This is a genomic window from Thauera humireducens (genome assembly GCF_001051995.2).
Taxonomy (GTDB): Bacteria; Pseudomonadota; Gammaproteobacteria; order Burkholderiales; family Rhodocyclaceae; genus Thauera; species Thauera humireducens.
On sequence record NZ_CP014646.1, the window covers coordinates 847,221 to 861,827 of the forward strand.

Sequence of the window (14,607 nt, forward strand, 5' to 3'; positions counted from 1 at the left end):
CCTGGCCGTGCAGCTTCGCTGCCCGGGCAAAGGGGGGCAGCGGTTCAGGCGGATGCGTTTGCGAGCCAGGCGAGCAATGCGGCCTCTTCCAGCGGCCTCGCGTACAGCCAGCCCTGTCCCTCGTCGCAGCCAAGGGCGAGCAGCGCGTCGCGCTGGGCTTCGGTTTCGATGCCTTCGGCCGTCACCGCCATGCGCTGCGTGTGCCCGAGGCTGATCACCATGCGTGCAATGCTATTGTCCTGAAGCATCTCGGTGACGAAACTCCGGTCGATCTTCAGGCGTTGCGCATCGAGATGACGCAGCACGCTGAGCGACGAGAAGCCCGTGCCGAAATCATCGATCGCCACGCGAACGCCCAGCGTCTTCAGCGCCGCAAGCAGTCCTCTCACCAGTTCGAGGTCCTCGGCGGCCATCGATTCGGTGATCTCGAGTTCCACTTGCGATCCGGGTACGCCGGCCTCATCCAGGCTGGCCTTCAAGAGCATCATGAAATCGGGATCGCGCAGCTGTACGTGCGACACATTGATCGCCATGGTGAGTGCATCGTGACCCGCATCGCGCAGCCGGCGTAGCTGCTGGCAGGCGTTGCGCAGGACGAAAGCACCCAGCGCGATCATGAGGCCAGACTGCTCGGCCAGCGGAATGAAGCGATCGGGCGCGATGAGTTCTCCGTTCGCGGTACGCCAGCGCAGCAGCGCTTCGACCCCGCTCGGCCGCCCGTTCGCCAGATGAACCTTGGGCTGGTAGACCACGAAGAAGCGATCGTGGGCATCGAAGGCCTCGCGCAGTTCGCGCAGCAGGTGCATGCGTGCGCGGGCATCCTGTCCGAGTGCCGCCGAGAAATACACGGCGGTGCCGCGGTGATGCAGCTTGGCCTGCTTCAATGCGACATGCGCGTCCTTCAACAGCGCCGGGCCGTAACAGTCACGTGTGCCCAGTTGCACCAATCCGATCGTGGCCGACAATCTCACGCGCTGCCCAGCGACGTCGAATGACTCGGTGAAGAGTTGCTGCAGCGTGTCGGGCTTGACCATGCGTGAGTGGCCGAGTACCGCGAACAGGTCGCTACCCAGCCGTGCCAGGTGGCATTCGGGCAGGACCGCCTGCGCCCGGGCGACGATCGCCTTCAGGGCTGCGTCGCCGAACTCGTGTCCGAGCGTGTCGTTGATCGCCGAAAAATCGTCGATGTCGAGCAGGGCGAGGGTGGAGCTGGCGGGCTCCAGCGCGGGGGCTGCGAGGTGCTCGAGCAGGCGGTTCAGGTTGGGGATGCGGAGCAAGGGGTCAAGGTAGGCCTGGTCGATGAGGCGGTCGTACAGCAACACGTTCTCGAACCCGACCGCCATGCTCGAGCAGAACACTTCGAGCAGATAGCGATCGCCTTCGCGCAGGGGGCCGGACAGCTCGACATACGCGGCGAGGCGGCGCTCCGCCGGGGTGGGGAAGTAGATCGCCAGCGCCGGCGCGAAAAGACTGCGTTGTTCGTCCAGGCAGCGCATCAGTGCGTCGCGGATCACCGCCGTGTCGAGTGCGGCGAGCGGCTGCAGCACGTACTTGCGGAATCGCCCGGCGGCGGCGATGACGCGCGCGGGTTCGCCTACACTCGACAGGCCGCCCTGGGCGCAGACGAGCCCTTCGGCACGCACGCCGAGCAGGGCGCACAACTGATCCACCACGCCTTCGGCAAAGCGCTGCATGCCTTGCAGCTTGGAGAGCTCTGTACTCGCTCGGACGATGCTTTCGAGCCCCTGGCGCATGCGCTCGTGCGTACGCATCTGGCGATAGACCCGAATCGACGCGGTGAGGCTCGTGAAAAGCCGTACGCGGGTCAGTTCGGACTTGGTCCTGTAGTCGTTGATGTCGTAGTTCCGAACGGTCTCGAGTTCGGGTGCATAGCCCGGCTGTCCTGTGCGCAGGATGATGCGCAGCGCGCTGCGCTTCAGTGACTCGCGCACTTTGCGCACGACCTGCAGGCCCGCGTTGTCCGACTCCATGACCACGTCGAGCAGCATCACGGCGAGGTCTTCGTGTTGCGCGACCTGCTGCAGGGCCGCCTCGCCCGTGTGCGCGTGCAGCAGCCGGATGGGACGGTCCTCGACGAGCATGCCGCGCAGCGCGAGCTCGGTTGCGCGATGCACGTCCTCGTCGTCATCGACGATCAGCACTTGCCAGGGCTCGGGCGCCTCGGTGTCGCTTGGCGAGGCGGGAATGTCCTCTTCGATCGCGATCAGTTCGTCGTCGGCGCTAAAGCTCGATTCGTCGTATTGCATGCAGGGTCTCCGGGCGTGAGGACCGGCTATCGGTTCAAGGATGTGAGGATGGCCCGCCATCGTCGTCGGGGCTGGTGCGAAGCGGTGGGGCGTTCAGCGGTAGCTCCAGGATCGCGCTGCTGCCCACGCCAGGCGCGCTTTCAATGCGAACGCTGCCGCCCAGGACGCCGGTGACGAGCGTATGGACGATGTGCAAGCCCAGTCCCGATCCGCCGCGTCCGAGTTTCGTGGTGAAGAACGGATCGAAAATACGCGGGAGCTGGTCGGCTTCGATGCCACAACCGTCGTCGCTGATCTGGAGGCGCACGCGGAGGCCGGGCAGGGCCGTGCCGGAAATGCGTACCGTGCCGCCGGAGCGGCCATCGAAAGCGTGGACGACGGTGTTGTTCACCAGGTTCATCAGCACCTGCGACAGCGGTCCGGGGTAGCTATCCATGCGCAGCTCGGGCGGGACGTCTTCGATCAGCGTGACGCCGGCGCGCCTGAGCGATGGATTCAGCGTCATGCGCAGTTCGTGCAAGGTCTCGGCGACGCCGAAAGTGCGTCGCTGGTAGCTCGACTGATCGACCGCCACCTGCTTGAAGCTGGTGATCAGCTCTGCGGCCCGGCGCAGGTTGTGCTCGATCATCTCGCTCGTTTCACGCAGTTCGCGCAGGAAGCTCTCCAGTGCCGAGCGCCGCAGCCCCTCGGTGACGGCCGTTTCGAAGCGCTTGCGCTGGTCGCTCAGCGTGCTGGCGACCATCACGGCATTACCGATCGGGGTGTTGAGTTCGTGAGCCACCCCCGCCACCAGCGCCCCCAGGCTGGCGAGCTTCTCCGATCGCACCAGTTCGTGCTGGGCCAGCGTCAGGTCGGCGATCGCCTGTCTCAGGTCGCGTGTCCGTTCTTCCACCCGTGCTTCCAGACTCTGGTTGAGCGCCTCGAGTTGCGCGCGCGCCTCACGCTGGGCCGTGACGTCGCTGTAGCTCGTCAGCACGTTGTCGCCGATCATGGCGCCGCCAATCAACACGTGACGCTGCCGTTCGTCCTTGCCGGTGACGATGTACTCGGCCGGCTCGATCTCTCCGTTGCGTTCGGTGATCGCAGCCCTTGCCCTGGACCAGGTCGCGCGCGCCTCCTCGCGATACGCGGGGTCGGGGTAGGCGCATTCCCACCAGTGCTCGGTGCGCGGGAGGTCCTCCAGCGTGTAGCCGAACAGCTGGATCCAGTGGCGGTTGACGGCAAGGAAGTGACCGTCGCTCTCGGTGAGCGCAAGGCCGACCGGCGCCAGCTCGAACAACTGACGGAAGCGTTCTTCGCTGTCCTGGAGTGCGCGTGCGGCGCGCTGCTCGTCGGTCACGTCGCGCACCACGGTCACGTAACGCCGGCCGCGTTCGCCGTCGTCTGCGCCAAGGTCGATCGCGGGGTTCAGCACCACGTCCGCCATGAAGGTGCTGCCGTCGCCGCGCAGATGACGCCAGAGAAAGTGTTCGGTTTCACCCGCGAGGGCGCGTTCCATGTGCCGTACTGCGGCAGTAAACGAAGACTCGCCGTCGTCCTGGCGTTCAGGGGAGAGGTCGCCGGGGTGGCGTCCGACCAGTTGTTCGCGCGGCATTGCGAACAGCGTCGTCGCGGCCGTGTTGCAGGCCATGACGTGGTGGTCCTCGACGATCATGATTGCGTCGTTCGAACTCTCGACCATCTCCTGGAACAGGCGCAGGGAGCGTTCGGCAGCCTTTCGGGCCGATTCCAGCTGACGCTGCTCGGTGACGTCCTCGTAGCTCACCACCATCAAGGTGGTGTCGTCGGCGAACATCTTGCGCGCAGAGACGATGACGGTGCGCAGGCTGCCGTCGGCACGACGCAGCGTCGTTTCCGTCTTGCTGATGTCGTCGAAGCCGACTGCGCGCAGGAAGTCGGCGCGGAACGAGACGTCGGGCCAGAGGCCAAATGCTTCACCTGCCCTGCCTTGTACCTCGTCGGGCCGATAGCCGAAGCATTCGAACCACGATCGATTCCAGAACGACGCCAGCAGCCCGCCCGCCGCGTCGAGCGGCGAGTAGGACATCGGCAGTGGTGCGTAGTCGAACAGACTGACGAAGGTCTGCAGCTTATCCATCGGGTGTCCGTTGTTGGGCGTCTCGGTGCGGCCAGCGGCGCGGAAGTATTCGCAGCATCATATCGTTGCTGCTGCGCCGAAGGGATGCATGAGTGACGTTTCCTGCATGCATCAGACGTGTCGTGCCGGACGCCGGCAGGGTTGTATGATCAAGGCCGACGCTGGTGCGCATCCCGGCGGGACAGGCAGCCAGCGAGACGTCACAGACGCGGGAGGGCGAGGAATGGTCAAGGTCATCGTGAGCGGCCATAGCCGCGGGCTCGGCGAGGCGGTTGCCGCTGCATTGCTTCTACGTGGGGCCAGGGTGCTGGGACTTGCACGCAACCGCAATGCGCGGCTCGCCGCGCGCTTCCCGGACACCTTCTCCGAAGTGGCGCTCGATCTGGCGGACGCAGATGCGCTCCCGCGCTGGCTCGAGACGGGGAGGCTTGGAGCCTGGATTGACGGGGCCGAGCAGGCGGTGCTGGTCAACAACGCGGGCACCATCTCGCCAATGGGCCCGCCGGCGCTGCAGGACCCGAACGAGGTGGCGCGCGCGCTCGCGCTGAATGTCGCTGCGCCGTTGATGCTTGCCGCGGCCTTCTGCGCAGCCGCCGCCTCGGTCACCGACCGTCGCATCCTGCATGTGTCGAGCGGCGCGGCGCGCAAGCCCTATCCGGGTTGGAGCGTCTACTGTGCGAGCAAGGCGGCGCTGGACCATCACGCCCGTGCGGTCGCGGAGGACAAGGTCGCGGGCCTGCGCATCTGCAGCCTCGCGCCGGGCGTGCTCGACACCGAGATGCAGGCCACGATTCGCGCGACCAGCCTGGAGCGCTTTCCGTTGCGTGAGCGCTTTGCCGAGATGCAGCGAGCGGGCGGACTCGTCCCGGTCGACGATTGTGCACGGCGCCTGACCGACTACCTGCTGGGCGACGCCTTCGGCACGGCGCCGACCGCCGATCTGCGCGACCTGCCGGGCTGAGGCCGCATGCCGCCACGAGGAGATCCTGGCGATACGGCCTCTTGAAGCGGGGCGAACGCGCCCCACATAAGGTGCAGTTCAATGAATCCCGAGGATGCTCCAGATGCGCTTCGATAAGCTCACCACCAAGTTCCAGCAAGCCCTGGCCGATGCGCAGAGCATCGCCGTGGGCAACGACCAGCAGTTCATCGAGCCGCTGCATGTGCTGCAGGCGCTGCTCGAACAGGACGACGGCGGCAGCGTGTCGCTGCTGCAGCGTGCCGGCGTCAATGTGCCACCGCTGAAGGCCGCGGTCTCCAAGGCCATCGGGCGCCTGCCGAAGGTGGAGGGCCATGGTGGCGAGGTCAGCATCGGGCGCGACCTGAACAGCCTGCTCAATGTCACCGACCGTGAATCGCAGAAGCGCGGCGATCAGTTCATCGCCAGCGAGATGTTCCTGCTCGCGCTCGCCGACGACAAGGGCGAGGCCGGCCGGCTGCTGAAGGAGAATGGCCTGGCGCGCAAGGCGCTGGAGGCTGCGATCGAGGCGGTGCGGGGCGGTGCCAGCGTCGGCAGCCAGGACGCCGAGGGCCAGCGCGAATCGCTGAAGAAGTACTGCATGGACCTGACCGAGCGCGCCCGCAGCGGCAAGCTCGACCCGGTGATCGGCCGCGACGACGAGATCCGCCGCGCGATCCAGATCCTGCAGCGCCGCACCAAAAACAACCCAGTGCTGATCGGCGAGCCCGGCGTGGGCAAGACTGCCATCGTCGAGGGCCTGGCGCAGCGCATCGTCAATGACGAGGTGCCCGAGACCCTGAAGGGCAAGAAGGTGCTGTCGCTCGACATGGCCGCGCTGCTGGCTGGCGCCAAGTACCGCGGCGAGTTCGAGGAGCGCCTGAAGGCGGTGCTGAAGGAGATTGCGCAGGACGAGGGGCGCATCATCCTCTTCATCGACGAGATCCACACCATGGTCGGTGCGGGCAAGGCCGAGGGTGCGATGGACGCGGGCAACATGCTCAAGCCCGCGCTTGCCCGCGGCGAGCTGCACTGCATCGGCGCGACCACGCTGGACGAGTACCGCAAGTACATCGAGAAGGACGCCGCGCTCGAGCGCCGCTTCCAGAAGGTGCTGGTCGACGAGCCGACCGTGGAGGCGACCATCGCCATCCTGCGCGGCCTGCAGGAGAAGTACGAGATCCACCACGGTGTCGACATCACCGACCCGGCGATCGTTGCCGCAGCCGAGCTGTCGCACCGCTACATCACCGACCGCTTCCTGCCCGACAAGGCGATCGACCTGATCGACGAGGCTGCCGCGCGCATCAAGATGGAGATCGACTCCAAGCCCGAGGTCATGGACAAGCTCGACCGTCGCATGATCCAGCTCAAGATCGAACGCGAGGCGGTGAAGAAGGAGAAGGATGAGGCTTCGCTGAAGCGCCTGCAGCTCATCGAGGACGAGCTTGCCAAGCTGCAGCGCGAGTACAACGACCTCGAGGAAATCTGGAAGGCGGAGAAGGCCAAGGTCGCGGGCTCAGCCCACATCAAGGAAGAGATCGACGCGCTGCGCGCGCAGATGGCCGAGTACCAGCGCAAGGGCCAGCTCGACAAGGTCGCCGAGCTGCAGTACGGCAAGCTGCCCCAGCTCGAGGGGCAGCTGAAGATGGCCGAGCAGGCGGGTGAGAACGCCGCGCCGAACAAGCTGCTGCGCACCCAGGTCGGCGCCGAGGAGATCGCCGAGGTGGTGTCGCGCGCCACCGGCATTCCGGTCAGCAAGATGATGCAGGGCGAGCGCGAGAAGCTCCTGAAGATGGAAGACAAGCTGCACGAGCGCGTGGTGGGTCAGGACGAAGCGGTGCGTCTGGTGGCCGATGCCATCCGCCGTTCGCGTGCGGGCCTGTCGGACGAGAACCGGCCGTACGGCTCCTTCCTCTTCCTCGGTCCCACCGGCGTGGGCAAGACCGAGCTGTGCAAGACGCTGGCGAGCTTCCTGTTCGACTCCGAGGAGCACCTGATCCGCATCGACATGAGCGAGTTCATGGAGAAGCACTCGGTCGCCCGCCTGATCGGCGCGCCGCCGGGCTACGTCGGCTACGAGGAGGGCGGCTACCTGACCGAGCAGGTCCGCCGCAAGCCCTACAGCGTGATCCTCTTCGACGAGGTCGAGAAGGCACACCCGGATGTGTTCAACGTGCTGCTGCAGGTGTTGGACGACGGCCGCATGACCGACGGTCAGGGCCGCACAGTGGACTTCAAGAACACCGTGATCGTGATGACCTCCAACCTGGGCAGCCAGATGATCCAGGCCATGGCGGGCGACGACTATGGGGTGATCAAGCTGGCGGTGATGGCCGAGGTCAAGACCTACTTCCGCCCGGAGTTCATCAACCGCATCGACGAGGTCGTGGTGTTCCACGCGCTCGACGAGAAGCACATCGCCAGCATTGCGAAGATCCAGCTGCAGTACCTGGAGAAGCGTCTGGCGCGGCTGGAGATGGGGCTCGACGTCAGCGATGCGGCGCTCGCAGAACTGGCCAACGCGGGTTTCGATCCGGTGTTCGGGGCGCGACCGCTCAAGCGCGCGATCCAGGAGCGCATCGAGAATCCGCTCGCGAAGGCGATCCTCGAAGGGCAGTTCGCCGCCCGGGACCGCGTGCGCGTCGATGTCCGTGGCGGCAAGCTGGTTTTCGAACAGGCCTGATGGCGTGTGACCGCCGGGCCGGCCCTTGCACGGGGCCGGCTCAGTGGTGGCCCAAGCCCCTGATCCAGGCCTCGAAGCTGCCGGCGTCGAGCGGCCTGGAGAACAGGTAGCCCTGCATCAGCGTGCAGTTGCGCTCGGCGAGAAAGGCACGCTGGCCGGGTGTCTCGACACCCTCGGCAACCACGTCCATGCCGAGGTCGCGGGCGAGCGAGAGTGCGGCCGAGACAACCGCGGCGTCCTCGGTGTCGCCCGGCAGGTCGGCGACGAAGGAGCGGTCGATCTTGATCCGGCTCAGTGGCAGGCGCTTGAGGTAGGCAAGGCACGAATAGCCGGTGCCGAAATCGTCGAGTGCGAGCGTGAGGCCGCGCTCGATCAGGCGGTTGAGGCGTTCGAGCTGCTCGCTGCCGGGGTTCATCAGCGCGCTCTCGGTGATCTCGAGCTCGATCGCGGCGGGGTCGGCGCCGGTCTCGTCGAGGATGCGGGCGACGACGTCGGGGAAGTCCGCACGCTGGAACTGCAGTGCCGAAATGTTGATGGCCACCGTCAGGTCGCGCAGGCCGGCTGCGGCCCATTCCGCCTGTTGGCGGCACGCTTCGCGCAACACCCACTCGCCGATCGGCACGATCATTCCCACATCCTCGGCGATCGGGATGAACTGGGCCGGCGGCACCAGTCCGCGTTCGGGGTGTTGCCAGCGCACCAGCGCCTCGCAGCCGATTGCGCGGCCGCTGCGGGTGTCGATCTGGGGTTGGTAGTGCAGCAGCAACTGCTTTCCGGCAACGGCCCGGCGCAGCGCGCTTTCGAGCTTGAGGCGCTCGTTGGCACGTTCGTTCATCGCCGGGACGAAGAACTGGAAGTTGTTGCGGCCTGCAGCCTTGGCACCATACATCGCCGTGTCGGCGTGCTTGAGCAGGACGTCGACCGACTGACCGTCGTCGGGGTAGAGCGCGATGCCGATGCTCACCGAGGGACGCAGATCGTGGTCTTCGATGCGCAGCGTATCGTCGAGTACCTCGAGCATCTTGCGTGCGACGGTTGCCGCATCGCCGGGGTGCTCGAGGCGGGGCAGGAGGGCGACGAATTCGTCGCCGCCGAGCCGGGCCAGGCGATCTTCTCCGCGCAGGCAGCCCGACAGACGACGCGCCACGGCCGCCAGCAGGCGATCGCCGACCGGGTGCCCGAGTGAGTCGTTGACGGTCTTGAAGTTGTCCAGATCGAGGAACAGTACCGCCAGGCGGTCGCCATGGCGCTCTGCGGTGCGCAGCGCTCCCTGTGCCTGGCCAATCCAGGCGCTGCGGTTGGGGAGTCCGGTCAGCGTGTCGAAGTGCGCGAGGTACTGGATGTGCGCTTCGGCCTGCCGTGCCTCGGTGACGTCCTGCACCGTGCCGCGGATGTGGGCGAGGGCGCCATCGCGCCACTCGCTCTCGATCTGGAACTGCAGTACGCGGGCGGGCTCGCGGTCCGTTCGTGCGTCGATCGTGACCTGCCCCGGTGCCTGTGCGAGCTCTTCGAGTTTCGCTTCGATCATCGGCCGGTCCTCGGGCGCGAGGGCCGCGACGATGTCATGTACCGATCCGAGCCGGTGCAGTTTCGTGTCGAGCAGGCGATGAAGGTCGTCCGAGCAGCGCAGACCCCGCTGCCCGACCCGGGTTTCCCAGCTGCCCATTCGCGCGATCCGCATCGCCTCCGCAAGGGCAGCCTGATTCTCACGAAGCGTGGCGGTGGTGGCCTCGAGTTCCCGCGTGCGGCGGTCCACGAGACCGGTGATGCGGCGGGTGTGGCCAGTACTGATCAGCAGGAAGGCGCCCAGCAGGCCCGTGCCCAGCAGGCCGGTCGCGACTGCACCCCAGGCGGCCCAGGTGCGCTGCGCGTAGATGTAGTTGTCGGTGGCGCGCAGACGCAGCTCCCAGGAGCGTCCCGCAAAGGGCAGGGCGACCCGGCGGCTTATCGCATGCGCCAGCCACGTGGCCGAATCGCACTCATCCAGTCCGGTCAGGCGCTGGCGTCCGGGGGCGGCGGCCGTATCCTTGAGGCAGAGTTCGATTCCGATTTCCTCGGCCTGCGCCCTTACTGCCGCCAGCGCGTCGTCCATGCGGAAGGCCGAAGAAACAATGCCTTCCTCCGAGTGAAGACTGAGCGCCCCCTTGTGTGTCGACGAGGCGTGGCGGTGCGTGGCCAGGTAAAGGACGACGCCCTTCTGCGTTCCTGTTTCCTGGACGAGCCGGAACGCCTCTGCGGCGACGGGGCTACCCGTCTGGCGGCTCTCGAGGATGGCCTGCGCCGCGGGGGAAAGTGACATGGGGTTGATGCCGATCGCACTGGCGTTGTGCTCCAGCGGTGCGACGTAGACGATCGGCAGGTATTCCGGCGCATCTGCGGCGGGATATACCTTCCCCTGCATATCCCGGTCTAGGATCTGAAAGTCCGGATGACCCGATGCGCGTACCAGGGTCTCGAAGCGCGCGCGCTGGCCCTGCAGGACCCTCGCGTTCCAGGCGAAATTCTTCGTGCCGGGATAGCGGTTCAGCCAAGGGCGGACGAAATCCTGGAACTCCTCGTGCGACACGTTTTCGCTCACGCTCATCAGCCCACGGATCGCGAGCATCATGTCGATCTGTGCATCGAGGCGCTTGCGCACCTGGCTGGCGAGATGCTCGGTGTCGCGGGTGAACTGTGCCTGGACGCGCAACTCTTCCCAGACGAGCACCTGCCGGAACGCGAAGGCCAGGATCGCAAGCGCGAGTCCGAGCGGAATGGCAACGCCGAGCCGACGGCCATCCCAGTCGGCTGAAGGGCGTCCGAACAGTACGAACATCAGCGGCGCCATGACGATCACGCCCAGTGTGTCGCCCAGCCACCATGTCCACCAGTTGAACGCCATCTCCTGGGTCGTGATGATTCCTGCCGCGTGGAGGGCCGGAACCGACAGCGATGCATTGACCAGCGAACCGATCGGGGCGACCAGTACGAGGAAACGCACGATGGTGCGCGGCGAGTCGAGACGGTTGGGAAAGCCGATCAGCCATCGGGCAAGCCAGGCGCCAGCCGCGGCCTGCAGCACAGCGCCGAACGTCGGAATCAGCAGGCCGGCGAGCGGCGCCTGGCTGATCCCGACCGCAAGGTGCGCGATGAACTGGACGACGAGGGCGCCTGCGAGGATGCCCGGCCAGACGCGCGCACCGAAGATCAGCATGGCGGATAGCGCGATGCCGGCGGGCGGAAACGCGGGCGTGGTGTAACCCGGCGGTACGGCGAGCTTTATCGACAGCCAGCCGCTGATCGCGTAGCCGAGTCCGACGAGGAGGGCGAGGCCGACGTTTTCGGCCAGTTTGTGAATCTGCATTTCGCGCAGTATATCGGTGCCCAGTTGCCCATTTCGAGGCATAGCGCACGTTCTGCTTGCCGAGCGGCCTGAAGCCCCCGTGGATGCGCTAAACTCCCGCCCTTGCAAATGCGGGCTGATTGACGGACGAATGAACGCCCTTCGTCCTCGTGCTGTCCGTACTCCATTCCCAAGGCTCCCACGGATATCGAGATGTTCGAAGCTGTTCGCAGCAACAAGCGCGTTGCCCAGGTGATCCTGGCCATTCTTATCGTCCCATTTGCCTTCTTCGGCATGGACGCTTATTTCAGTGACGCCCCGGGTGGTAACGAAGTCGCGACGGTTGCCGGTTCGCCGATCGGTACGGTCGAGTTCGAAGAGGCACTGCGTGACCAGCAGGACCGCTTGCGCGCTGCAGCGGGTGGTACGGCCGATCGCGCCCTGCTCGAATCCGAGGAGCTTCGCCGATCGGTGCTCGAGAACCTGATCAATCGCCGCGTGCTGGCGCTGTATGCGGCCGAGAACCGCTTTGTCGTCACCCCGCAGGAGCTGCAGACGACGATCGCCAACGTGGAGTCCTTCCAGGAGGACGGCCGTTTCTCGCTGCAGCGCTACGAGACGCTGCTGCGTGCCCAGGGGATGAGCCCGGCGATGTTCGAGGCGCGCCTGGCGCAGGACATCCGAGTCCAGCAACTGTCTCTCGCGCTGGGCGAGGCCGGATTTGCGCCGGCCGCATCGGCCCGCCGCTTCCTGGCTGCCCAGCTCGAGGAGCGCAGCATTCGCGAACTGCGCCTGCCGGTGTCGAAGATGGAGGCGGAGATCACCGTGAGCGACGACGAGGTCAAGGCCTACTACACCGCGAATCAGGACCGCTTCCAGCGTCCGGCCCGCCTGCAGGCCGACTACGTGGTGTTCGACCGTGAGGCGGTCGAGAAGCAGGTGAGCGTCAGTGACGATGAGATCCGCGCGTTCTACGAAGGCAACCCGGCGCGTTTCGGCGTACCCGAGGAACGCCAGGCACGCCACATCCTGCTCGAACTGGCGGCCGATGCAGGCGAAGCCGACGTCAGTCGCGTCATGAACGAGGCAAAGGCGCTGGTGGAGGCGCTTCGCAAGGATCCGTCCCGCTTCGCCGCGCTGGCGAAGGAGAAGTCGCAGGATTCGGGCTCGGCCTCGCGCGGTGGCGATCTGGGCTTCTTCGGGCGTGGCGTGATGGTGGGCGCGTTCGAGGATGCGGTGTTCTCGCAGCAGCAGGATCAGATCGGCGAGCCGGTACGCAGCGACTTCGGGGTGCACATCATTCAGGTCACCGGCATCAAGCCCGCGAGCACGCGCGCGCTCGACGAGGTCCGCGACGAGATCGCTGGTGAACTCCGCACACAGGCGGCCAGTCGGCTTTACGCCGAACAGGCCGAACAGTTTGCGAACATGGTCTATGAGCAGGCCGACAGCCTTGCCCCGGTGGCCGAGGCGCTCAAGCTCGAGATCCGCAGCACCGATTGGGTGTCGCGCGAGGGCGGCAGCATCGGCGGGTACAGCAACGAACGGCTGCTGAATGCGCTGTTCGGCGATGACGCCGTCAGGAACGCACGCAACACCGAGGCCGTCGAGGTTGCGACCAACACGCTGGTCGCGGCACGCGTCAAGGCCTACGAGGCGGCTGTGCTGCTGCCGCTGGACGAGGTCAAGGCCCGTATCGTGGCCGATCTGCGGCGTGAGGCGGCGGCGCGCCGTGTCGCCGAGCAGGGCGCGGCGATGCTCGCTGCGCTCAACAAGGGCGAGCAGGTCGACGGTAAATGGAGTGAAGCCCGTGCGCTGCAGCGCTCTGCTCCCGGCCTGCCTGGCGCGGCCATGCAGGCGGTGTTCTCGGCGCAGTCGAAGGAACTGCCGACGCACGTCGGCCTCGGCCTGCCCGAGGGTGACTATGTGCTCTATCGCATCGAGTCCGTGACACGCCCCGAGATTGCGGATGACGATCCGCGCGTGCTTGCCGTGGCCGAACAGTATGCGCAGGTGCTGGCCGAGCGCGATTTTGGCGCCTTCCTGTCGGAATTGCGCAACCGCTACGAGGTGCAGGTCAAGCTGCAGCCGAGATCACAGCCCTGATCCGGCATGACGACCCCAAAGGGTCGTCATGCCCCCAGGCAGCAAACCAAAAGGCCCGATCGAATCGGGCCTTTTGCTTTGCTCAGGCCGCTGCTTGCGCGGCCAGAGGTCTTTCAGGGCATGGGTGCTGCGTTGCCCAGCGCAGTGGTGTTGAAACCACCGTCCACATACATGACTTCGCCGTTGATGCCGCTGGCGAGATCCGAGCACAGGAAGGCCGCAGCGTTGCCGACTTCCTCGATCGTCACGTTGCGGCGCAGCGGAGAATTGTGCTCGTTGAAGGCCAGCAGCTTGCCGAAGCTGCCGATGCCCGAGGCGGCCAGCGTCTTGATCGGACCGGCGGAGATGGCATTGGCGCGCGTGCCTTCAGGGCCGAGGGTCACGGCCAGGTAGCGGACCGAGGCTTCGAGACTCGCCTTGGCGAGGCCCATGATGTTGTAGTTGGGCATGGTGCGCACCGCGCCCAGGTAGGACAAGGTCAGCAGTGCGCCGTTGCGGCCCTTCATCATCGGGCGTGCGGCCTTCGCCAGTGCCGGGAAGCTGTAGGTGCTGACTTCCTGCGAGATGCGGAATGCCTCGCGCGTGAGGCCGTCGAGGAAGTCGCCTTCCAGGGCCTCGCCCGGGGCGAAGGCGATGGAGTGGACGAGGCCGTCCAGGCCGTCCCAGTGCTCGCCGAGCAGCCGGAACAGGTCGGTGATCTGTGCGTCATCCTGCACGTCGAGCGGGAAAAGCAGCGAGCTGCCGAAATCGGCGGCCATTTTGGCAACCCGTTCCTGGAAGCGTTCGTTCTGGTACGTGAAGGCCAGTTCGGCGCCTTCGCGGTGCATGGCCTTGGCGATGCCGTATGCAATGGAACGATTGCTCAGAAGACCGGTGATCAGAATACGTTTGCCGGCGAGAAAGCCCATGGATCCAACTCCGAATGACAAGCTGGCAATTATAGCCATAACCCCGATGAAGGCAGTGGTGTTCGAAACGATCCGTGTAGCGCCGGAAGTCGATGCCTGCGCCTGTGCAGGGCGTGTTTACGGGCGATTCCGATGGACGTGCGGGTATCGACAGACGCTGCGAGGCAGGGGAAAACCTGCCAGAATCGGGGCTGTCCTTGATCTGTCCACTTGCCTGTGCTCCGTTTCCCGTTTTCCTGTCGCGCGTCTCTTCTTCGGTTAC

The 14,607-nt window shown here is 66.0% G+C and carries 7 protein-coding genes; 3 read left to right on the forward strand and 4 right to left on the reverse strand.

The window, feature by feature from the left end:
• Positions 1–44 precede the first annotated feature (44 nt).
• Complete coding sequence (locus AC731_RS04020) at positions 45–2,267, reverse strand: putative bifunctional diguanylate cyclase/phosphodiesterase (RefSeq protein ID WP_048709404.1); 2,223 nt, start codon at positions 2,265–2,267, stop codon at positions 45–47.
• Between the two features lie 34 nt (positions 2,268–2,301).
• Positions 2,302–4,365, reverse strand: a complete 2,064-nt coding sequence (locus AC731_RS04025) for a PAS domain-containing sensor histidine kinase (protein WP_053085863.1) — start codon at positions 4,363–4,365, stop codon at positions 2,302–2,304.
• Positions 4,366–4,588: 223 nt separating this feature from the next.
• Between AC731_RS04025 and AC731_RS04030 the strand changes: the two genes are divergently transcribed.
• Entirely contained in the window at positions 4,589–5,326 is a 738-nt protein-coding gene (locus tag AC731_RS04030) for an SDR family oxidoreductase (RefSeq protein ID WP_048709406.1), read from the forward strand.
• A gap of 103 nt (positions 5,327–5,429) precedes the next feature.
• Positions 5,430–8,009 carry an ATP-dependent chaperone ClpB gene (gene clpB / locus AC731_RS04035; protein WP_004251876.1) on the forward strand — a complete coding sequence of 860 codons (2,580 nt, stop codon included), beginning with the start codon at positions 5,430–5,432 and terminating at the stop codon, positions 8,007–8,009.
• A 40-nt stretch (positions 8,010–8,049) separates the two neighbouring features.
• Here the strand turns inward: clpB and AC731_RS04040 are convergent, their stop codons facing one another.
• Positions 8,050–11,352 (reverse strand): EAL domain-containing protein, encoded by a 3,303-nt coding sequence (locus AC731_RS04040; protein WP_048709407.1) that lies wholly within the window; start codon positions 11,350–11,352, stop codon positions 8,050–8,052.
• A 192-nt stretch (positions 11,353–11,544) separates the two neighbouring features.
• Here AC731_RS04040 and AC731_RS04045 point away from each other — a divergent pair, with 192 nt between their 5' ends.
• Entirely contained in the window at positions 11,545–13,437 is a 1,893-nt protein-coding gene (locus tag AC731_RS04045) for a SurA N-terminal domain-containing protein (protein ID WP_048709408.1), read from the forward strand.
• Between the two features lie 113 nt (positions 13,438–13,550).
• Here AC731_RS04045 and fabI read toward each other — a convergent pair whose 3' ends face one another.
• On the reverse strand, positions 13,551–14,345 hold the full coding sequence (gene fabI, locus AC731_RS04050) for an enoyl-ACP reductase FabI (protein WP_004251843.1): 795 nt from the start codon (positions 14,343–14,345) through the stop codon (positions 13,551–13,553).
• Positions 14,346–14,607 lie beyond the last annotated feature (262 nt).

What these genes read in the sequence shown, in the direction of transcription:
- AC731_RS04030 (WP_048709406.1), top strand. Translation starts at nt 4,589, where the DNA reads ATGGTCAAGGTCATCGTGAGCGGCCATAGCCGCGGGCTCGGCGAGGCG.
- AC731_RS04040 (WP_048709407.1), bottom strand. Translation starts at nt 11,352, where the DNA reads ATGCAGATTCACAAACTGGCCGAAAACGTCGGCCTCGCCCTCCTCGTC.
- AC731_RS04020 (WP_048709404.1), bottom strand. Translation starts at nt 2,267, where the DNA reads ATGCAATACGACGAATCGAGCTTTAGCGCCGACGACGAACTGATCGCG.
- AC731_RS04025 (WP_053085863.1), bottom strand. Translation starts at nt 4,365, where the DNA reads ATGGATAAGCTGCAGACCTTCGTCAGTCTGTTCGACTACGCACCACTG.
- AC731_RS04045 (WP_048709408.1), top strand. Translation starts at nt 11,545, where the DNA reads ATGTTCGAAGCTGTTCGCAGCAACAAGCGCGTTGCCCAGGTGATCCTG.
- fabI (WP_004251843.1), bottom strand. Translation starts at nt 14,345, where the DNA reads ATGGGCTTTCTCGCCGGCAAACGTATTCTGATCACCGGTCTTCTGAGC.
- clpB (WP_004251876.1), top strand. Translation starts at nt 5,430, where the DNA reads ATGCGCTTCGATAAGCTCACCACCAAGTTCCAGCAAGCCCTGGCCGAT.